This is a genomic window from Colwellia sp. (genome assembly GCF_013214175.1).
Lineage (GTDB): Bacteria > Pseudomonadota > Gammaproteobacteria > Enterobacterales > Alteromonadaceae > Colwellia.
Genome location: NZ_JABSPA010000009.1, coordinates 68,845 through 91,216 on the forward strand (window position 1 = coordinate 68,845; position 22,372 = coordinate 91,216).

Here is a 22,372-nt window from a genome sequence, read left to right on the forward strand (position 1 = left end):
GAGGTTTACCTCTTATGTTAACTGTTGCCACTTTGCTGACCTAAATTAGCTCTCAAAATTAGGCCTATTTATGTTCACTTAGATACGATAGCGGACATTAACATCAATAGAGATTCAAGCCGTTTAGAGTGTTCAATCTATCTTGTTCATGACAGGCAAAAAAGCCACCAAAGAAGTCATTCATCTTTTTAAAGAATTAGGTGAATTAGACCAATACAGCTTACAACCCCATAACCTTATAAGTAATTAATTTTTTATGCATAAATAACCATAATACGTTCAACCCCTTTAATCATGGTTAAGTGCTTTCAAAAAGTCGTTATCAAGATAATAATCTTTGAAATCGCTGTCTGCTAAAAATTGTGTTGCAGGTTTTCCCATTGTACGGCTTTGGCGAATGGCTGCTAACATTTCCTCTTTCTTTTTGCTTACAGCATAATAACAAGCAAGGTTGTATAGCAGTGACGAGTTTTCTAATGTACTGATATCAACACTTTCCCCCAACATGCGTAGCACTTTTTTCTGATAAGATAAATCTTTTAACTTTACTGAGGCGACTAAGCTCTGACTAACCAGTACGTAGTGATTTATATTGGCTGTACTGTCGTCACTCAGTTGCGGAACCAGATGTCGAACATTGTCAGCATAATATAAACCAACCTGTTTTGAGCGTTCAAAATCCCCCTGAATATTATAATGGTTCAATAGCAAGGTTAATGTATACACTGCGTACTCAAGTTTTTTATCAATATAATCTGGCTGTATTGCCAAGGTATTAATGTGCAAAAGAACGGCATCAAGAGAGCCGTTATTAATGCTCTCGTTATATAGCACTTTAAGTCGATTTACATAGGTGAATGATTGGCCTTTGCCTTTCACACTTCTAAACCCATAACTATGCTGTTGTAATTCAATCTGTTGGTTGTTTGCCTCTACGATGACTTTTAATTGCGCTTTATTTTCACCTAATCGATTAAACTGGATAATTATGTTGATAATCGTGTCTTTGTTTTTTGAGTTAGATCGCTCTGATAGCCTCTTAAATGCATCGGTTAACTCTGTTTGGTCAAATTCAACAGAGAGTCCAACCTCTGTATCTTTGTTCTCTTGCTGAAAAGTAACTGTTTTTGAATCGCTCACTTTAAGTTGAAAAGGCGCTTTTTTGTCTTGGCTAAACCATTCGAAGGCAATAATATCGGGCAAGTCATAAACGGGTGACATTGTGTTTCTGTCGAGTATAAATTCTTTTTCTGAATAGGCTGTGCCTGTAAAGTAAATATAACCAAACACAGTTTTGGCCGAGGGCATGCCTGAATAGCTGACTTTCCACTTGGCTTTTCTGCTGTTATGAATCGCTGCAGGATTTAGTCCTTTTTTTCTTACAAGGTACAAGCCAACATCTTTACTATATAGCTCGTTTAATTCAGTGCCAGATTCTAAATGTTGGTTATCAAAGTAGCTTATTTTAAGCAGTTTGATACTTTCTGGGCTGGAAATAGGTGTGTTGAATATTGAAAGGTTACTGTGGTTTATCCTGTCGTTTTTATTGTTAGTAAAGGCTTTAAATTTTAAGGTCTCATCGTGGTGCTTGAGGTGAAAATGGGTATCACCATACCAATAACGAGCGGGCATTTCACCAGGAAGCCCATTTAATAGTGGATAAAGTACATAACTGACAACCTGACCAAGTACTCCTTCTTCGAGATGATATTGTTGCCTTTTAAACTTAATGGGCTGCAATGGACTCTCTTCGTTATCAGACTCAAAGGAAGAGCTGTAACCGGATAACGATTCATCAATAATAACGAGGTTTTTGTTACGCTTGTAGTTTTCAAAACAAACATCTTTCCAGTTCATGTTGGAAAAGCGTCTTTCATAGGTTTCACAGCGGTTATGAATAAGGTCACTTCGACCGGTTATATCGACGAGTCTCGCGCCACTTTCACTGTAAAGATGGGCATAACTTTTATCTCTTTTTCTAGAAAACTCAACTACCTCTGCTGTATCAAATAATGCAGTGAGTTGCGTTAAATTATAGCTACGTGCATCTATACTATTTTGGTACTTTTTATTGTATTTATCGCCGCTATAAACCCAATCGTTATAACTCTTTAAATCAAATGCATAACCAGATGCAAAGAAGTGTTGTTGTTTTACCATTTTATCGATAACGATACCTTGCTGATCTATCTTCCAAAGCATTTTTTTGGAATCAACAATGATCTGTTCTGTTTGTTCATTGAAAAAAATACCATTTATCGGCCCATCAATCACTTTTACCAATTCATAGTTTTCTGATGAAGCTAAATTGAGATGCAGAGCAGGGAAATCATCTCCGCAATATGCCGAGCTGAGTGGCTGGCCAAGTAAAATAAAAAGAGCGCTATTCAATAGTGTTTTTTTATTAAAAGGTAACATGATAAGGAATGCTCTCAGTAATGGTTTAACAATTCAGGTTACTTGTTTTCTAAAATGAATCAACAGATTAAACCGATATATAAATTTATGACTTACGTCTTAATGTGTTTCTTTACAGACTTGACTTGTTCATCTAACCAATCAATTTCTCCCTCTATGGGTTTCCCATACTTTGCTAGACACCAATCAAGTTAAATTGTTAACGTTCTTACCTAATATTTCAACGACAGCTTAGAGCTTAAACCCGTCTCACAGCCGAGTATTCGTTATTGAGCTAAGGCGTACCTACAACATCAAAAGCAATGCGGAAATCATTGAAATGTTGAGCGCACAATATTCGTATGATGCAGGAACATGATCTGAACACGTTAATTATGGTGGTATTCAGACTGAAAGGACTATAAAGCGCACCAAGAAGTAATTAGTGGTGAACTAATTTTAACTATCCATTGGCTAAAGCTAAGGCTCACTTTTACCACTTAGTTGCCATTATCTTCTTGCGATTTTTGAGGTTTTTTGTAATTTTATCACTACTTTTAATTATTTACCCCCAATCTAGCTACGGCCCAGAAAATACGATTCAATAATTCTCATAATTTGCGAAGATCCATAGTTAACACCTTTCAAATTACAATACTAGCGAGATAAGAAAAGCGACAAACCAAAAGGCTGAAAAAACTTGCCAAAATAACACCGGATTTTTGTCCATTAATACCGCGTTGTGATTACTTTTATATTTAGGATTGGGGTTTTGTAATTCATGTAATAACTCTAATACGTCTTCATGGCGACGCTCAGCTTTAAAGCGCAGCCCTTTTTTAATGGCACAGTCGATCCAAATAGGCACCAAGGGGTTTTCATCAAAACAGGGGATATATTTGGTTTTAAGGTAGGCTTTCACTGTTCTGCATTTATTAAGTTTGCCTGAAAACGGTTCTTTACCCGTTAACATTTCATAGGCGAGCACAGCTAATGAGAAAACTTCAGATTGTATGGTGCTTTTTCCGGTGATAACCACTTCTGGTGCAGAATAACCGGCAGTGCCTAAAATCCCTGGCTCATCAAGCGGTGTGGCTATTTCAGCTATGCCTTTGCTATAACAAGAGCCGAAATCAATGATTTTCGCTTCGCCATTGTTATCAATCATAATATTGCCCGGCTTGATGTCCTGATGCAAAATCTCGCGTCTGTGCATTGCCCGTAGACCTTTTTCAATTTGAGCAAGAATATAAACGACATCTTGCACCGCAGGTTTGGGATTTTCTTTAATCCATTGCTCTAGGGTAATTCCTTCGATATATTCGGTTAAATAATAGAGCCAATTTTTATCTCTATTACCCTCAATGACTTTCACTACATGAGGGCTATTGATGCGGCTGCCCATCCAACTTTCCATAATAAATCGTTCGATATAGGCCAAGTCATCATCAAAATTTACCGACGGTGTTTTCATACAATAACGTGCACCGCTCTCAATATCTCGTACCACATACACTTGACTGCGAGTATTAACATGTAAGACTTTTTCAACCTTGTAACCATCCAATATCATGTCTGGCTCTAGGTAAGGAGGAAAAGGTAATTCCGACAATTTTCGACCAACTTCATTAATCGTTTGTGCCGGTAAGCTATCAAGTCGTAAAATTTGGCAACTTAAGTTATCGCCACTGCCATTGGTTAACGCTAATGCAATCAATTGCTCGCAGGTCTGCTCAAAGTGAGTCTCATCACTGTCGGGTTTAAGCTTAGCTAAAATAGCAGATAACTTTTTGCTTTTAATGAAGTCATGGATACCGTCAGTACTTAAAAAGTAAATATCACCGAGCTCTACCGCTAGACTATGACAGTCGACATCAAGCTTTACATCTAAACCCATGGCTCGAGATAAGTAGGATTGTTTGGCATTAATATAGGTACTGTGATCCCGGGTGATTTGTTCTAATTCACCTTGGCGAAATCTATAGATACGGCTATCACCAACATGAAAGACATGTGCGGTTTGTGATTTAAAAATAATGGTACTAAAGGTACTCACATAACCTTTTTGAGCATCATTAAATTGTTGCCCTTGGCCATATAACCAACGATTAAGCGCGGTTAAGACCTGTGAGGTTGATTTTTTAACACTCCAGCTATCGGGGGTAGAGTAATAGTCATACAAGAAATTATGTACACAGGTTTCGCTGGCTTCTTTACCCGCCTCTGCAGCACTGACACCGTCAGCAATAACCGCAACAGCACCTTTATTGGTTAATAACGAATCTTTAGGAAGTCTTATGCCAATGGCATCTTCGTTGTCAGTTTTTTTACCTGCCACTGAACGCTGTGCCACAGTAAAGCTTAATTCACTAGCCAAATGCTTCACCTTGTTTATATCTAGGTTGAAAAATCACCTGACTCCTTAAAGTTTAAAATTTAAGATTTAAGGTTTAAAAATCAAATCTGAAACCTTAACTTTTAAGAATTAGGCGACCATATAATATTATTTTATTAATGTTTAAGTATCACTAGTTATCACTAGTTTTTAATGTACTTCAATCATCTGTACTGTGCCATCAGGCATCACTTCGGCCATAGAACTTTTTGGCTCATCTAAAAAGAGCGAACAACAAACGGCAAAGGCAACACCAGCACCGATAGTCGCAAAAAATACCGACGGTGAAACAAAGGAAAATACCATTAAAAATACCACGGCACCCACATTACCATAAGCACCAACCGTACCGGCAATTTGTCCGGTTAATTTACGCTTAACCAAGGGCACTACCGCAAAAACACAGCCCGCTGCCGAGCCTAAGAAAAATGAACAAATCATCATGGTGGCAACAACGGCTGCAAGAGGCCATGCTGGCGTGATCAATGACATAACAAAAAATCCTAATGATGCGCCGCTTAATAAAAAGATCAAAGGTACCTTACGACCAAACTTATCACTGATCATGCCGCCTGATGGACAAGAAAGTACATCAACGGCAGCAAAACAAGCACCAAATACACCTGCGGCTGCAGCGGCAACTAAAAATTGGCTTTCAAAGTACTGTGCCAGCATAGATATCACAGAGAGCTCTGCACCAAAGGTTACCGCATAACCAACACTTAAAATGGCTACTTGTTTGAATTTATACTGTAAAATTTCATCAATCGGTGGTGATTGCAACATGTCTCTATTCACCTGATATAACTTCCAAGATTGGTAAGCTATCAAAGCAAGTAACAAACCATAAATAACATAAGAGGCAAAGTCACTGATCAAACCGGCACCAACGACTACTTCGGCGCCCGTACCAGCAACCACACCAGCATCGGTTACTCGCCAAGTTAATAACACTAATGCGGCTACCATAGGAATATTAAATAATAAGCAGAAAACAAAGTCACGTTTACTGGTTAGTTCAAGACCACCAGACTTATTCGGTTTGAAATAAGTAGAGCCTACTGGCGTATCTGTTACAGCAAAATAGTAAAATACTGAATATAACAAAGCCAATACGCCTGTTGAAGCGATGGCATAACGCCAGCCGTCGTCGCCGCCAAATAAACTGGCGATATACACTAAACTACCGGCACCCACGGCAGAACCGACGTTACCCATGCCCTTATATATACCTTCGGCTAAACCTAATTGTTTGGCTGGGTACCATTCACTGATCATTCGAATGCCAATGACGAAACCAGCACCAACAAAGCCCATTAAAAACTTAGCCAAAGCTAAAGTTTCAAAGCTTTGCGCAGAGGCAAAGAAAAAACATAATACTGCGGTAGCTACCAACATCGCCGTATAGGAATTACGCGGACCGTATTTATCAACTAACATACCGGTGACAATACGTGCCGGTATGGTTAATGCCACATTTAAAATCAATAATATTTTCGCTTCAATATCGGTTAAACCCATACTGGCTTTAATGGTCGACATGAGTGGCGCATGGCTAAACCAAACTAGAAAGGTAATGAAAAAAGCCAGCCAAGTGCTATGGAGAATTCTGGCTCTGCCCTGAAAAGATAAAAAATTATGTTGTAACGACGATTGACTCATACAAAACCTTGATTTAGTTAACTGTAAATTCTAGAAACAATATTAAGTAAACAATAATTAGCAATAAGTAAGCCATAACTTATCTGTATGATATTGTTGGTTATTTAGTGTTTTATGTATAAGGGGAAAGAGGCTTTGCACCATAGTGCAGCTAAATAAAAGATAAAATGCACCAAATTTATCTTTTATCTAAATGAGAATGTTTTTAGTTTAAGTTGTTTGAAGCGCTTTGCTTAACAAGAGGACGTTGCCGTTTGATAAGGTTATATGCCAAGGGTCATTAGCTCATTTAACTATTGAATTTATCTATTAAGCTGGGTTATTGAGCTTAACTTCTGAGTTTAAATATTAATTACATAAGCAAAGAACTTAGCCAAGTGAACTCCGGGCGTACGGCAAATGCAATAGTGCCGCCGAGCAATAAATACCATCAGCCGATAAATGATTGCTCTTGTTCATGACTTTAATGTCATGTCAGGCTAATACTTTAAATAGGAAATACTGCTGCACAGCTTAGAGATACAAGCTATTGCTGTAATTTGTAGTTTTCCCTGTAGCTTATTCTTGATGTTTATATTTGCACCTTATATTTTCAGTATTAAGCTAGCAAAACCAAAGTAAATTAATACCCCGCTGGCATCAACTATTGTTGTCACTAATGGCCCAGAAGCTGTAGCAGGATCCAAATTTAACTTCGATAAAATAAAGGGTAAACATAGCCCAATGATACTACCGACAAAGACCACGAAAAACATGGAGAAAGCCACTATAATGGCTATTTCAGGGCCACCACGAAGCAAGCCTAAAAAGTACACAGTCATCGCCATAGTTAGGCCAAGCGCCATAGCTACTAAGGCATCTTTCCTTAGTACTTTAGTCCAATCTTTGTACTCAACGTCTCCCGTAGCAAGGGAGCGTACCATTAATGCCGCAGCTTGTGAGCCGGCATTGCCGCCAGCACCAACCAGTAGAGGCATAAAAAATACTAAGGCGATATTAGCGGTGATGGTATCTTCAAAAAAGGCTAAACCAGCACCTGACAGTAGCGCGCCAAAAACCAGTAGGACCAACCAACCAACACGCTTGCGGTATAACTCCCAAAGGCTAATTTTACTCATGGGGGAATCAAGTGCGGCTACTGAGGCGGATTTTTGTGCATCTTCTGTAGCTTCTTCTTCAGCCGCGTCCATGGCATCATCGTAAGTCACTATACCAACCAGTTTTGATTCATCATCGAGCACAGGCAAGGCGATTACATCGTAATAACTGATGATTTGTGGGATTTTTTCTTGATCATCGCTTACCTGCACCGAGATGACTTCCGATAACATAATGTCTTCAATTAGGCTGTCTGGCGCAGCAAGAATTAACTCTCGTAAAGACAATGTGCCCAGTAACCTTCGCTGTTCATCGATAACATAGGTTTGATAGATAGTTTCTTTGTCTGGGGCTTCTAAGCGTAATTTTATTAACGATTTACTGACTGTCCAGTTGCTGCGCAAGGTGGCATAGCCTGATGTCATTAAAGCGCCAGCAGTTTTCTCCGGGTAACTGGCAAGTTTACGAATATCATCGCGCTCGGCTTGGGCAAGACCGGGCATTAATGCCTGCCTTTGCTGTGCATCGAGTTGATTGTATAAATCGGCGCGAGCGGCTTGCTCCATATTCGAAAAAAGCGCGGCTAAGTCATTACGACTCATCAATGAGGCGACATCGGCCTGTTTTTGTGGATCTAAATACACAAATAAATGGCATTGTGCTGGTAAGGATAATAACAGTAATAACTGTAAAATTAGCGGAGCAGGGAAATCTTCAATAGCAGCAGCAAAGTCTGCATCATGCATATGTTTAAGCAGGCGGCGAAGTTCAACTTTGTCTGATCTTTCAAGTAAGCGGTTAATTTGTTCTGTCAGTGTTTTTTGGCTCAAAAGCGTCGCCTTATGGTGATTTTATTTATCGGTAGCAATTCAGGAAATATAGAGAGTTATACGGATTGGTATTAATAATACTTTAAAGTGAAAAATAGTGGCGATAGTAACTAGCAAGATAGCCGCATAGGCACGGGTGTAATTTTCGCCTTAGGATAACAAAAGCTTAAGCTCAGTGGCAACGTGCCAAAATCAATAAAGACATTATTGATGTATCAAAATATTACAGAGTAAAGCTCGATGGCGTAAGAGGGGGGGGATATCTAGTTAATATCTAATGGCAATATTATAGCCGTTGTTTTTAATAAAAAGCCCCGCAATTGCGGGGCTTGTTCTTTATACCAATACTTACATTAGTAACTTACATCAATAAATAACTGTTATCGATTTAATTATTTTGCAAGTTTACGTCTAGTCATTAAGCCTAAAGCAGCTAGACCAAAGAGTGCAATGCTTGTTGGCTCTGGAATACTTGCTGCTGCCACGTTGGCAACGCTTAGTGGTCTTTCTTGACCTGCTTTTTCGGTGAAGCGAACACTGCTTGCGCCATTACAGCAATTTTCAGCCCATAATAGTTGAATAACGTGATCACCCGTTGAAAGGGCAATGTCTTCTACTTTAAAAACGTCTGAATGGTTCCAGTTATAGCCCCACCATAAATTATCAGTACGGTTATCAACGAGTGTACCGTCAACAAACAAAGCCGCGCCGTGTCCAGCATCTAAGCCACTTTCAAAGCTCCAAAGGCCATCATATTTGATAGTGAAATCAATAGTTAGCATGGTAAGGCTATCATTACCTGATTTAAACATCTCGAATGAATCAATACTGTTTACATTACCAGCGGTACTGTTGTTCCAAGAGCTAAGTAAATCGCTTTTATCGAAATCGTTATTGATATCTCGTGTTTCTAAGGTGATTAACGTTGCGCTCGCGTTAGCGGCACAAAAAATGAGTCCAAGCAAAACTGCTTTAATATGCTGTAATTTCATAAGCACTACTTCCATTATAATTAAAAAATATTAAAATCACCCTGTTTAGCATTATTTATGCCAATAGTTCAGTTGACTGTATTTATTAGGTTTTTGCAATGGTTTTCCAGCTTTAAATATAAACTAGAACAATTGTGTAAATAATTCAGACACTGGTAAACCTGTTGATTTTACATGGTTTTTACAATATTTAGCTTGAAAATAAGCGATATGTTGATGAATTAAGAGTTTTGGTTTGATGTCTGTTGTTCTTGTTATCAATCCTGTAGTTGACGGTGGTATTGTTGGCAAAGCGATCCGGACAAGCAGGGTTGAATTTAACCAGCATTAATAAAAATTTAATAACACTATAAAGAGAGTGTTTCAGTCTTACTAAAACCGCATTGCAGATAGGGTAAATATCCATAGCTCAATTCTACGGCCGAATGTCCTGCAAAGCAGTTATTGGGTGATTTTCATGCCGAGATGTTACTTGCAAAACTTGTACAATTGCTTAATTGTGCAAAACTTAACTGAGTCCCTTTAATCAAGTTATTGCTAATGAAACTACTCTCAATTGCTCTGTCTTTACTTCTCTTATACAACCCTGATCTGTTTGCTCGTCAGGTAGAAACCGAAACTGAATATAAAGATGCAATAGTTAAACAGCACAAAGACCTACTGATTAATTTTTCTAAATCACCTTTGGTTATATCAGCTATAGTGGCAGCAAACGAGAAAAATGTTGGTATTATAAATATCATGCAATTAGATGCAAATTGGCAATTAAATAGAAAGCTACAAAAGTCGGTGATGCATAACCCTTTAGCAGCCAAAATAATAGAATTTATTAAAAACCCTAAGCTTGATATTGCTGAAATGATGGTCCTTGATAAAAATGGTGTCTTAGTGGCTGTTTTTCCCAAACCAACGGACTATTGGCAGGGAGACGAAGATAAATTCCAACAACCTATCCGTATTAATGGTGCTTATGTTGGTCCTACTAAGTGGGATTCTAGCGCAAGTACCTATCAGTTTTTTTACTGCATCTTAATTAAAAATTCAGCGAAAAAGGTAATAGGTGTACTGGTGACGGGTTTAGATGTTTCCAAAGAATATTTAGAAAATCAGTCAAGTCAAAATGATTAAAGCTAGCGCCTAACTGTCATGTATTCAGCCATGACGCATAAACATTTAACGTGGTAGTTTTTTATTAGCTTCTCTTCTTCGTTATGGCCAAGGCTTATCTATTTTTTAGTTATTCTAACTGTTTTATTTAATAAGCGTTTCTATTCCCTTATTCACACCATAAACATCGCTAGGATAAAATCCTAGGGTTACATGGAAGTCTTTATCAGTTAACACTAAACTTTGACGATAACTTTTCGCCTGCATAGATTGGGCAACAACAAAATATGCAGTTTTATCGTCAACACTTACTCGTGCTAAACCACGTAATGATACCGATAAATTTGTTCCTATAGCCACAGGTTTTTTTAGTGTTTGGTATTCATAGGGATTAATTAATGTCATGTGGAAGGTGTGATGATCTCTGTTACTTTGGTACTGTCGATACAGGGTAAAGTCATCACCTAGTATTTGCTTCATTTGGGATAAATATACATCAAGGTCTGCGGCATTAACTTTGCCGCCTACATAGGTTAAACCACTATTATCCGTTAATTTAACCAGCTCTATTTGAATAGACTTTACCGTTTGCTTTAGTGTTTCATTTTCCACATCATCAAACTCAGTTAACTGTGTTTTTTCAACTTTATTTGCAGTTTTTTCCATAACATGCTCGGTTATTGTCTGGGCAGTTAAACTCGTTTGCCAAAATATAGCCAGAGTGAATAGAATACCTTGGAAACTAACTATGTTATTGATTTTTTGCATCTATACCAACCGATTAATGAGAGTTTAACATTAGGATTTATTAAATCCTGCCTAAAATATGTTGCAATGATAACATTAAACTAATTTGATACTACTAAAGCCACTTTCAAAAAAACTAACAGCATAAACCTATCTACCTACATAAATAAAGACCAAAAAAAAGCCAACTGAAAACAGTTGGCTTGTGATTATACCTTTGAATAAATTACAGTGAATTAATCACTCTGAATCAGTCACTCTAAATTAAGTATTCTGAATCAATCACTCTAAATTAATTAAAGCATATTACTTAGTCTCAACCTTACAAAGGGTCAGGGTAAAGTGCTTCTAATTTAAGTGTAACATCACTGTACTGCCTTTTAGCCCTAAGCCAAATATACCAGGTGCCTGATTTAGGGTTTTCAAATTCACAGACTTCTTCATTGCCAGCTAATTTCGGCGCACAGCTACTTACCCAAGGGAAAGGAATCCGACCATTGCGGGCATATAGATCGGCATTTCCTGTGCCGCCCGTAATGCTTGCGGTAAAGCTAACTGCATTTTCAGGAACAGTAAACTTAAAGAGCTTCCAGCGGGGGCGAGTATTTAAACCTTCGAATGTTTCACTTACCGAAATCATTGGTGTTACCCCGTTAATTTCGACAATAACAGGGTCATGATCTGACGCTCTAAAAGGTCCGTCACTGTATAAACTGGTTAACTTATCTGCCGTTTTATATTCAGTGTTGTAATCAAGTATTGATGGTTCATCAGCGTTAATATGCCACTCACTTACTGCGACCACTTTACTGTTTAAAGAGGCTGAAGCTAATATGTGGTCAAGGGAGCCAATTTCACCACCATAGGCATACGAATAAGCGGTATTACCTAATCTATCAGGGGCTAAATTTACAAAACCAGCAGTTTGTAAACTAGTGACGGGATCTTCTCTGTTATAAGCATTTAAGTCACCAATAATTAAAACATCTTCATCAACAACACCGGTAGGGTGGGTCGCTAACCAAGCGCTAAGCGCTTCTGCAGCTTGTACTCGACGTAAGTTATAACAACCTTGACCATCTAACTTATCTTCGTTTTCAACACCACCACTACTTGAACAACCTTTTGAGCGGAAGTGATTGACAGAAATTGTTAATTTTTCACCGGTTTCAGTGGCTCTAAAGCTTTGTGTCATCGGCGGTCTATTATGATACTCAAACGGGAATTCAAGTAAGTAGGCAGCAGTACCAATTTCTGACACGGCTAGGTCGTTATAGATCATAGCGACTTTAATCTGATCACCACCAAGTGCTTCAATGCCTGGGTTAACGAAACTATAATGTACATCCGCAGGTGCTTGCGCATTCAGTCCATTGACTAGGTCTTGAATAGCACTGTTTTCACCAAAGCCATCATTTTCCATTTCAAGCAAACCGATAATATCAGCGTTTAAATTGGTAATAGCCGACATTACTTTATCGCGTTGGCGGGTAAACTCTTCAGCAGTATCAGCACCGCGAGAAGTAGGGAAGCCGGCACCTAAACCATCGCCATTGAAATAATTCAATAGGTTAAAACTTGCGACACGTAAATTACCTTGCTCTGCTAGTTGAGGAAATTCATTGCGCTCATTTTCATGGATAAAGTTAGGCGCTGTGGTTGGTGTAATGCGGTATTTACCGTAACTGTAATCTAATACGCCGGTTAACTCAGTGACTTTGTCACCTAAACGTAAGGTATTAAATGCCGTTAAACCGCCTGTTGGGAATATAATGTCATCAGGGTTTTGACCACCAACACCATCATCCAAGGTAACTTTATTTAAACTATTAGTTGCAGCCAGCTCTGTTAGTTCGACCGAGCCAGGCAGATATAAGTTAGTAGGTACATAGATACGACCATTAGATAAGGTTACTTCACCGTAGCGGCCTAAATTATAGTTATCTGTTACGGTTAGCTCAGTACTAATCGCAACTAGCATACCCTCTAAAGACTCTTGATGAACTGCAGAAGTAAAAGGCAGTGTGACTAGTGTCGCGGCAATTGAATCAGCTCCACAAATAAGCGGTGCTTGATTAGCAACTAATTGAGTTTTACCATAATTTTCTTCAACGCTGCCTTGTAGGCGAACAACGTCTCCTTCAGCGGGTAAGTCAGCACCACTAAGGCTGACAAAAATACCTTCTGAGGTCATAGGATCGTTATCTTGGTCGGCTTGCTCTTCTTGTAGAAAGAAGCCGTTACTGTCAGGTAATGTAGCACTGACAATACCTTCAACAATATGGATTTCATCAATAAGCGGCGAACTAAATTCACTTCCTTGTACCGCACTGATTAGGGTTGCCGCATCAAAACATTGACCAATATCCGCAACAGGTGGTTGTCCGTCGTTAACTGTATGACTGCCAAGAGAGCTGGTATTATCTTTACCTAAGCCTTGCCACTCTAACGCAGGGTCAAAGGCATCATCAATCACCACATCTCCGGCGTTAACACTCGCTTGTCTTACTAAAGTATTATCTTTAGTTTTGTTATCGCTGCTGCCCCATTGAGAGCCCGGATCTTCACCAACACGACCAAATGAGTCGATGATCTCACCATTTTTATAGAGTACATAAGCATCATCACCATTGTGACTCAAGTTGCCACTGAGTTGATCCGCTTGTGCCAAAATATCACTATTGGCTCTTGGCTCGGCAATAACAAATACATCACCAGCCGCTAAAATACCGGATAAATCAATGAGAACACCTGATACACTGCCATTACTGAAGCGTTCAAGTTGATAACCTTCAGCGGCTAAATCAATATCTGCTGCTGATGGATTAAATAGCTCAAGTGCTTTGTTATAGCTACTGCCTTCAATGTATTCTGATATGAAAACTTCAGCAGGGGTAAAGGTATGTAAACCTAAATCATCAAAGACATCTTTACCGACACCTTGCCATTCATTGGCCGGATCAAATTCAGCATCAAATACCGTGTTACCACTTTGCACACTGGCTAAACGGCGTAGGGTATTATCCTTAGTTGTTGAGGTATCACTACCCCAAGCAGAGCCTGGATCTTCACCAACACGACCAAATGAGTCGACAACAACGCCGTCTTTGTATAATACATAAGCATCATCACCGTTATGGCTTAATGAGCCAGATAAAAAGTCAGCCACAGCTAATATTTCTGCCGCTGCTCTTGGCTCTGCGATAACGAAGGTAGAATTTGCCGCCACTACACCCGTTAAATTAATATTTGATGGTGAAGTTGAACCATTACTAAAACGTGCTAATTGGTAATTGTCTACTTCAAGATCAATGTCAGAAGAAGAGGGGTTAAACAACTCAATGGCTTTGTTATAAGAGCTACCTTCGACATATTCAGAAATGAATAGTGCTGCACCATTGGGAGAACCGCCACCAGTATCTCCGCCGCCACCGCCAGTATCACCACCACCACCGCCGCCGCCAGTGTCGCCACCGCCACCATCAGTACTACAAGTATCAGCACTATAAAGAATATCTACCCATTCAGGATGATCTATGAATGGATTACGATTACCTTGAAATTCATAAATGCTGTTATTTCGATAGACTTCTGTAGCATCTACAGGGTCGCTATTATGCCACTCAATTAAACGACATAAGCGTCCTAAAGCTGCTTCGCCAACGTTGGTAATGCGGTCAACTAACTGTAAGTCGGGTGTAGCATCAAAACCTTCATAGCGGGTATCCATGTAAAAAAGCATTCGAGCAACATCACCTTTGACCGCATCTCTTGGCTCAAAGGAGTCGCCATCAACACGATTTGCAGGGGCTTCTGCTAAGGGCGCATCGCTATTATCAAAATCTAAATTGCCTCGAGATGAGTTTATCGATATATCAGTAGGTCTTAAATGATGAATGTCTGTGTAGCCTTCGAGGCTTGAACTTGGGAAACCGTGGCTTTTTGCCCAAACATGTTCACGGTTCCAGTTATCTGGGTTGGTACTTTGTGATCCGCTACCATTGGAAAACTTGGGTATCGATATGCCTTTATAAAGTAAATTCACATTGGCGGTGTTTGCTGGATCTTGGTCGGTTCTGGTTAATGCTGTCCATACTTCAGAATAACTTAAGTTTTTATGATTTTGACTAATCGCTAAAGTGATTTCTTGTTTAATGGTTTCGGCGGATAGACTGCCATTCACTGCTGAAATAGCACCGGCATAATAGATTGAATCATCAAAAGTATCCGCATTAGCAATAGTGCTTAATGGCGGGCAGTTAAAACATGCATCTGTCACTGTATCTGCATAGGTATAGCCAGCAAATAAAGTTAACGAGAGTGTTATTATTCTCAATTTCATTTCTCTTTCCTTAGCGTTTGTTGTTGTTATTAATTTTGCATTTTTAAATGACAGTACTATTACAACCCAAACAAAAAGATCCATTACTTTACTTTTTGTTAACATGTCATCGGTAAGTAAAATGTCACAACTTGACCTTATGGTCAAATAATAATCTAATTATTTTAGTTGGTATGATTAAGCTATGTCGATATAAACTCATGATATATGGTTAATAGGTTGGCTAGTGCTATTGTTTTACTGTATAATCTGACTCTTTGTTCAAGTTTTTCTGGCAATTAATAGCTTGAAGTTAATCGTGGTTATAAGCCCAAAAGGAATGATGTGGATGAGAAGTCAGTAGCTCATAATAGATAAGGGATTTTTAGACTAAGTCAGTGTTGGCTGATCATTTGAGGATATACTTGGTTTGTTCTTCTATAGGATTTAACCCTCTTTAAATCGCACTAATCCGCTTTAATAGAGGGTTTAGATATTATCAGCCAAAAGTACTGGAGAATTGTACTTTGTTGTCGTTAGGATTAGAGCCGCTATGCGCGGTGTTTTCAACTGGTCAGAGCCCTAATTCCTAGTAGCAGGTAATTATTTCTTCTTTAAAGCTCATACATCCATTGTCAACAATCGCTCTAATTACATGGATTTCCATTGCTTCGGTACCAAAGTTTTTATAATACAGAAACATATTTGTGTCGTTGAGAGTATTGCCGCTTGATAGCGAGCCATTTTTATATTGAGTGAATGAGTGTTTGTGGTAGAGGTCGGTTGATTTCATTATTGACAAATGATGAGTATGGCCACAGAAAACATGTTCTATATTATGCTCTCTAACGAACTCGACCACTATTCTGGAGTTGAAAAGAGGGTCCGAATCCGTGTCCAAGATGGAGTGGTGATTTAGCAGGATTATTCTATCGTAACTCTCTTTGCTAATCGCATGAGATATTGTTCTCAATATTTCCTTATCGACAAAACCATTGTCTTCATAAAGGGAATTGGAGTCGAGGCATACTATCAAAAGGCACTCACCATTTATGGTGATCCTTTTTAGAAAATTGATGTCGGTAAAGTGTTCCTTTATACCAATGGTATTTCCTTCTAGATAAATATTTCTCTTTCTACATTTATCACGATTTAATGGCCGAATAACCTCTATCTCGTCGATATATTGACGGAAATAGTCGGTACTGCGCATATTTCGCTTGTCATGATTTCCGGGAATTGAAACTATGTGTTGGCAATCAATTGACTTCAAAAAATTCCCAGCGGCTTCAAATTCATTTTCGAGCGCATCCGTTGTATTGTCGCCGGTGTTAATTACAATATCCGTATCAAAACTGTTCAGTTTCTCCAACAATAAGTCATTTTTTCCGAGCCAGTGACGAGGGCCAAAGTGCATATCTGAGATGTGTAGTATATTCATTTTTCGAGTCTATCCCTTTCACTAAGTAATATTTAGATGCATGACCTTTGGAATTACTATCAAAGTGCATAAAGTCACGATTAATAGATACGGAGTATGCCAATGAAATATGACAATAATGTGACAGCAGTGTGTTCTGAAAGGAGAAGGGCTGGAATGCTTATTTTTATCACCCGGTAATGACTGATAAATCTTCTAAAACTCAGGTTATACCGTATTTTCTACAAAATATGCGTAATCAGCAGCATCAGTTATTTATGGTCAGCAGCACACCTTATTAGGGTAAATTGTTACTCGCAATTATACTTTATTAATAAAACCCATTATAAACATGTAGTTGATGTTAAGTCAGGCAAGGAGGTAATTAAGAAATAAACTTTAATTTACCCGAGTGGAAAGATAATTAGAAATAAATCGGATTGATCCGATCCAATATGCTATATTCATGCCAAATAATCTCTTGGTGAAAAGTTTTATAGAAAAAGTTACATAATGTGCTAAATTTATCCCGTAATAAATTAACCGCATTAAAATAACTCGTATCGATAACCATACCCTCAAGTTGTTCACTCTTTAGATTAAATACCCCGTAAAAATTCATTTAATTCACAATGAGAGTAATTAATGCCAACAGTAGAAACAGATAATAATCCGTCGACCACACCCCCTTCGATATTATCACTTGCCTTCGATTTACCTAATATTTGTTCTTTATTCGGACTTTTTTCAGCCTTATTAGCTCTGTATTTTGCCATGATCGGCATTTACCCTGCCGCAATGATAGGATTAATTTGGGCGGTATTCTTTGATTGGAATGATGGAAAAATAGCCCGTAAAATGAAAAACAGAACGGCAATGCAAGGACAAATTGGTGGACAAGTAGACTCTCTCATCGATGTTGTTAGTTTTGGTATTTGTCCCGCAGTTATCTTATTGAGCTATGGCAATTATCATCCTGCATTTCTTCCCGGTGCTTTTATTATTGTTGCCGCTTGCGTCTTACGACTTAGTTATTTTAATGTTTACGGTTTAGATGGAAAATCTAGCTATCAAGGTCTTGCCTCTGATAATAATGCCATTATTCTTGTTTTTGTTTTTCTGCTAGAGAGTGTTATCTCTACCACAGCGTTCACTGTCGTACTTTATATTACCATCCTTGGTTTAGCTGCACTCAATGTTGCTCCGATAAAAACACCAAAACTCAGTGGTCGTTGGTATTATGTGCTTGCCCTATACACGCTAGTTATCACATTGGCCTATAGCTGGTTGCTGATCTAGAAAACTTACATTTTACAAAGCTATTTACCGTTAAATATCATTCAGATAAAAATAATAACTTATGATCGTTAAAGCTAAAATCAGTCAATGAATAAGCATCATAAGTTACCTGCCAGCCTTACCACATACAGTAGTCAATAAGCACGATCAGCTACTGATAAAGGCATTTAAGGAAGCGAACTATTTCTTTATCCGCTGCAATTTCACCAAATAGTGAGTTTGCGGCGAGGTAGATTTTAATAAAACATATAGCGAAAGCATTTGTTATATGTTCGATATGTATGGAGTAATAAAGATGACAAGAGTATATACCAGTGGCGTATTTGATTTATTTCACGTAGGACATTTATCTGTTATACAAAAAGCAAAAGAGTTCGGCGACTACCTTATTGTAGGCGTACATTCAGACGAAGACGTTGAATCTTATAAGCGTTCTCCAATCATTTCTTGTGAACAACGCTGTGAAATAATTCGAAACATTAAGGGTGTCGATGAGGTAATTGTTGCCCCACTTACACCAAATAATGATGAGAATTTTTACCTACTACATAATATTGATATTCATGTGGCGGGAGACAATATGGAACATATGTATGAGTTACCTCACAAAATGGGTATTATGCGCTATGTACCGAGAAGTCCACTAACTGATTCGTCGTCAATCATAAAGAAACTTCAAAGTAAGTAACTAACGTTTTAAGAGGTTTATCAGCAGTAAGGGGCTTGCTTTTTTAGCTCTGCTTATACACAGTTTGCCTTCAAGGCAAACAAAACCTCATAAAAAATTAGTAATCTTCATTTCTGCTCAGTGATTGAAGTGAAGCTTAAATTTAAAGTCCAACCATCTGTTGTTGGATCCAAAGCAGTCCGCTAGTGACTGCTTTTTTATATCAAAAAAACAGCGCTTTGTAGCTTGAGTTCAAAGGAGTCATCAGCATGTTCTCCTATATCCCCCAAGGTCTCCTAATGCTCTGCAAAGATTAATGTTACTGCTAGCTTCAATTTATTCGGTAAATATACCGGTTGTACAGGGATGTAAACAGAAAGGAACTTATCCTAGCGAAGTTAAAATAAAGCCATTAAGAATCAGTGATTAACTATAGACGCAGTATGAAAATTAAATAATAATTGAACAATATATAACCTGATTGAAATGGAGTTCGAAATGTTTGATTTCTTAGTCAACTTTTTTGGCACTATAGTTACCTGTCTTTTCATTGTTTACCTTATACTTTTAGCGCTTCTTCAAGGTAAGAGCAAAGAATTATCAACGGCTAATACTTTTGTTTCCATGGCTGATATGCCCGTATTGCGACCTATCCCTCTCTCAACCGCCAACCAAAAAAGCTTGCTTAATAAGATACTCGTTTTTGTTTTCCAGGTAAGACGCTGGCGCGTAGAAGAAGCATTCATTTATCAATATAAAGGTAAAAAATATGCTGTTCATGCTGGTTTTGAATTTGATGGAGCCTCTATACCTAAAGTACTTTGGGGTTTGTTAAGTCCGGTTGGTTTGTTGCTAATTCCAGGTCTTATCCATGATTATGGTTATCGCTACAATGGCATATACAGTTTGGATGAGAATAATAACCCTGTTTGGGATGAAACAATATCAACTCAATCAGCTTGGGATGAACTATTTAAAGATATTGGTAATGAGGTCAATAACATCCCGATATTGAATGAATTAGCCAAGCTTGGTTTATGGCTTGGTGGTTTTAAAGCTTGGAATGTATGGCGAAATAAAAAGGAAGATAGAGTACCTTTTAAGTGGACGGTGAATGATGAAAAACAAGCCAGTCATGAGCCACAGAATGGACCAAAGTATGAGCCTCAGCAATATGTATCAGAGGATAATGTTGTCGATATAGCTACCACTTCTGAGGACAATGTTAGCAGCGAAGTGTTTGTTAGTGGCACCACTAAAACAACAAAAATAGCATATGAGAATAGTAACCAGCAAAAAGTGTTAGGCAGTAGAAACCTTGATGCCACTGACAAGCAGCAGGTAACTTACAAAATGGTGTGTGGAGATTGTGGTGAGATATATGGCGCTAAAACAGCAGAGATTCACCGACGTAAATGCCCAGTCTGCCAAGAAGGTAAGCCGAGTGTCAATTGGTAAGTAACCTGATCTCAGCTTAACAACAGTTTCTCTAACAGCTACTTTTACTTACTTCTGCGTTGAATTCACTTGCAATAGACTAGCTATTGACGCGTAAATTACGCCTTGAACTAAGCACAAGTATCAAGTTAGTGATGGCGTGATTAACTTAGCTAATCTATTTTAATCGTTAACTATTTGTTAAACCGAGTTCAGGTTAAGTATTTTACTGCTCGCAGGTTCGTCATGCGTTTAAAAATAAGTGATGCCATCGTTCTGCTCATGGCATTAGCACTGACATTAAATTAAGTGGCTAAAATTGCTAGCCATCATTACTCGTTATCAAATAAGTAGCCATCGCCACTAGTCATCAAATAAGCTTTCAGAAGCTTCAGCTAGCCACAACAACGCGGAACTTTTCGCCGTTTCAATAGCCATGACTCGATCAACGGGTATCGTCCATGTTTTTATATCAAAACTAACAGGTAAGCGAATTAAGCTAGCGTTATCTATTGGTGGTTGTGCGATATGAGCAGGTAGGTAACACCAACCCAAATTATATTCAGCCATGGACTTTAGTGCTTCAAAATCATTAGACCAGAATTTCTTAGGAGATATTTCGGGTAACATTGAAATCGATTTTTTTTCAGCGCTACGCACTAATAACTGGGTATATTTTGCTAAATCTGCTCTAGATACAGTGGCTAGTTGCGTAAGTGGGTGCTTGGGATGAACTACGACGAAAAAGGGTAAATGACCAACCAAGCCTAGTTCTACCCCTGTAGGCATCAAAGCATCAATTAATTTTAGGCCAAACTGAGCTTCCTGTGCTTCTACAATCCCAGCAATGTCATCACTGTTAGCGATATTTAGGATTAAGTTAGTTGCAGGGTAGCGTAGACAAAAATCTTGCAAAATCTGGTACAGTTTAGGCAGTAACAGCGCCGGGTCAATGACTAAGGTAAGCTCACTTTCATCGCCCGCAGCTAGTGCCATTGCAGCAGATTCAAGCTCTTGTGATTGTATTAATGTTGCTTGCGCATGCGCTAATAGCTTTACGCCCTGTTTCGTTAACGTCGGTTTTCGAGTGCTACGATCAAACAAGGACAATCCTAAGTCGACTTCCAAATTGGCAATCGCTTGGCTAACCACAGATTGTGCCTTTCCTAATTTTCGCGCCGCAGCAGAAAAAGAACCAAGTTCAGCGCAAACTATAAAAGTTTTGAGCTGTTGTAGACTTAACATATCTATAAAACCGATGGTAACTAACTTTTATACATCTTAATTTCAAATATAATGATTGGCAATTGTTTTCAGCGGAAATTTGTATGTCGACCCAAGAACGTATTTTTCATAGTATATTATTTGAAGTGATAGCATTAAGCCTATTAATACCGTTAGGTAGTTTTTTCAGTGGCTTTGATATGGGCAGCGTAACAGGATTAGCGGTGGTATTAAGCCTAACAGCGATGTGTTGGAACTATGTTTACAATATTATTTTTGATAAATACTTCGGCACCAATAGAATTGAACGCTCTTTCCCCATGCGTATGGGCCATGCTACGGTATTTGAACTTGGGCTGTTGATTGCTACTTTACCGATAATAATGTGGATGCTTGATATGGACTTTATTACGGCATTAATTCTAGATATCGGCATGATCATATTCTTCATTATTTACGCCATTGTTTACAATTGGTGTTATGACATAACCAAGCATAAGTTAGCGCTATCTTAAGAGAACTATGTCATCTGCTAATAACTCGATTTTAGTAGCCGAAAAATTATACCCCGTCACAAAAGTAATCAGGATCGCTTGCTTCACTTTAATAAATAGTCATATAAGGAACAATTTATTGAAGTAAGTGATTCGAGTTACTAACTTATCGTTTATAACTCGATATGGGGGCGTTAACGCCATAGGTTTTATGGGGCAAGATCATGGTGCACAAAGCGGAAGTTATGAATCGAAAATCTCAGGATTTATTATAGTCTGGTG

General features: G+C 38.4%; 14 protein-coding genes. 5 read left to right on the top strand and 9 right to left on the bottom strand.

Translation table 11 applies throughout. From position 1 onward, the window contains the following. Nucleotides 1-288: 288 nt before the first annotated feature. The 5 genes from HRT55_RS18195 to HRT55_RS18215 all read right to left on the bottom strand — a co-directional run bounded on the left by HRT55_RS18195 (nucleotide 289) and on the right by HRT55_RS18215 (nucleotide 9,374). Entirely contained in the window at nucleotides 289-2,418 is a 2,130-nt protein-coding gene (locus HRT55_RS18195; protein ID WP_291623504.1) for a hypothetical protein, read from the bottom strand. 628 nt (nucleotides 2,419-3,046) lie between these two features. Next, a complete protein-coding gene (locus HRT55_RS18200; RefSeq protein ID WP_291623505.1) occupies nucleotides 3,047-4,783 on the bottom strand; it encodes a bifunctional protein-serine/threonine kinase/phosphatase in 1,737 nt (578 codons plus the stop codon). Between the two features lie 159 nt (nucleotides 4,784-4,942). Continuing rightward, the gene (locus HRT55_RS18205) at nucleotides 4,943-6,454 is read right to left on the bottom strand and encodes an MFS transporter (protein WP_291623506.1); all 1,512 of its coding nucleotides are present in this window, start codon (nucleotides 6,452-6,454) and stop codon (nucleotides 4,943-4,945) included. A gap of 584 nt (nucleotides 6,455-7,038) precedes the next feature. After that, nucleotides 7,039-8,382: a magnesium transporter gene (mgtE, locus tag HRT55_RS18210; RefSeq protein WP_291623507.1), complete on the bottom strand. Its 1,344-nt coding sequence runs from the start codon at nucleotides 8,380-8,382 to the stop codon at nucleotides 7,039-7,041. Between the two features lie 392 nt (nucleotides 8,383-8,774). Then, the gene (locus HRT55_RS18215; RefSeq protein WP_291623508.1) at nucleotides 8,775-9,374 is read right to left on the bottom strand and encodes a CCXG family PEP-CTERM protein; all 600 of its coding nucleotides are present in this window, start codon (nucleotides 9,372-9,374) and stop codon (nucleotides 8,775-8,777) included. Nucleotides 9,375-9,914: 540 nt separating this feature from the next. Here HRT55_RS18215 and HRT55_RS18220 point away from each other — a divergent pair. Continuing rightward, nucleotides 9,915-10,502 carry a hypothetical protein gene (locus tag HRT55_RS18220; protein ID WP_291623509.1) on the top strand — a complete coding sequence of 196 codons (588 nt, stop codon included), beginning with the start codon at nucleotides 9,915-9,917 and terminating at the stop codon, nucleotides 10,500-10,502. 123 nt (nucleotides 10,503-10,625) lie between these two features. On the opposite strand, the gene HRT55_RS18225 is transcribed toward HRT55_RS18220, so the two are convergent. From HRT55_RS18225 to HRT55_RS18235, 3 genes are all read right to left on the bottom strand, one after another. Next, nucleotides 10,626-11,249, bottom strand: a complete 624-nt coding sequence (locus tag HRT55_RS18225) for a hypothetical protein (RefSeq protein WP_291623510.1) — start codon at nucleotides 11,247-11,249, stop codon at nucleotides 10,626-10,628. A gap of 301 nt (nucleotides 11,250-11,550) precedes the next feature. Then, nucleotides 11,551-15,570 (bottom strand): ExeM/NucH family extracellular endonuclease, encoded by a 4,020-nt coding sequence (locus HRT55_RS18230; protein WP_291623511.1) that lies wholly within the window; start codon nucleotides 15,568-15,570, stop codon nucleotides 11,551-11,553. Nucleotides 15,571-16,138: 568 nt separating this feature from the next. Then, nucleotides 16,139-16,990 (bottom strand): metallophosphoesterase, encoded by an 852-nt coding sequence (locus tag HRT55_RS18235; protein ID WP_291623512.1) that lies wholly within the window; start codon nucleotides 16,988-16,990, stop codon nucleotides 16,139-16,141. A 624-nt stretch (nucleotides 16,991-17,614) separates the two neighbouring features. On the opposite strand from HRT55_RS18235, the gene HRT55_RS18240 reads away from it, so the two are divergent. The 3 genes from HRT55_RS18240 to HRT55_RS18250 all read left to right on the top strand — a co-directional run bounded on the left by HRT55_RS18240 (nucleotide 17,615) and on the right by HRT55_RS18250 (nucleotide 20,393). After that, nucleotides 17,615-18,268, top strand: coding sequence for a CDP-alcohol phosphatidyltransferase family protein (locus HRT55_RS18240; RefSeq protein ID WP_291623513.1), 654 nt, complete (start codon nucleotides 17,615-17,617; stop codon nucleotides 18,266-18,268). Between the two features lie 295 nt (nucleotides 18,269-18,563). Continuing rightward, a complete protein-coding gene (locus HRT55_RS18245) occupies nucleotides 18,564-18,956 on the top strand; it encodes an adenylyltransferase/cytidyltransferase family protein (protein ID WP_291615037.1) in 393 nt (130 codons plus the stop codon). A gap of 477 nt (nucleotides 18,957-19,433) precedes the next feature. Continuing rightward, nucleotides 19,434-20,393, top strand: a complete 960-nt coding sequence (locus HRT55_RS18250; protein ID WP_291623514.1) for a DUF1353 domain-containing protein — start codon at nucleotides 19,434-19,436, stop codon at nucleotides 20,391-20,393. 342 nt (nucleotides 20,394-20,735) lie between these two features. Here HRT55_RS18250 and HRT55_RS18255 read toward each other — a convergent pair whose 3' ends face one another. Continuing rightward, entirely contained in the window at nucleotides 20,736-21,617 is an 882-nt protein-coding gene (locus tag HRT55_RS18255) for a LysR family transcriptional regulator (RefSeq protein ID WP_291623516.1), read from the bottom strand. Between the two features lie 83 nt (nucleotides 21,618-21,700). On the opposite strand from HRT55_RS18255, the gene HRT55_RS18260 reads away from it, so the two are divergent. Then, the gene (locus tag HRT55_RS18260; protein ID WP_291623518.1) at nucleotides 21,701-22,111 is read left to right on the top strand and encodes a PACE efflux transporter; all 411 of its coding nucleotides are present in this window, start codon (nucleotides 21,701-21,703) and stop codon (nucleotides 22,109-22,111) included. Nucleotides 22,112-22,372 lie beyond the last annotated feature (261 nt).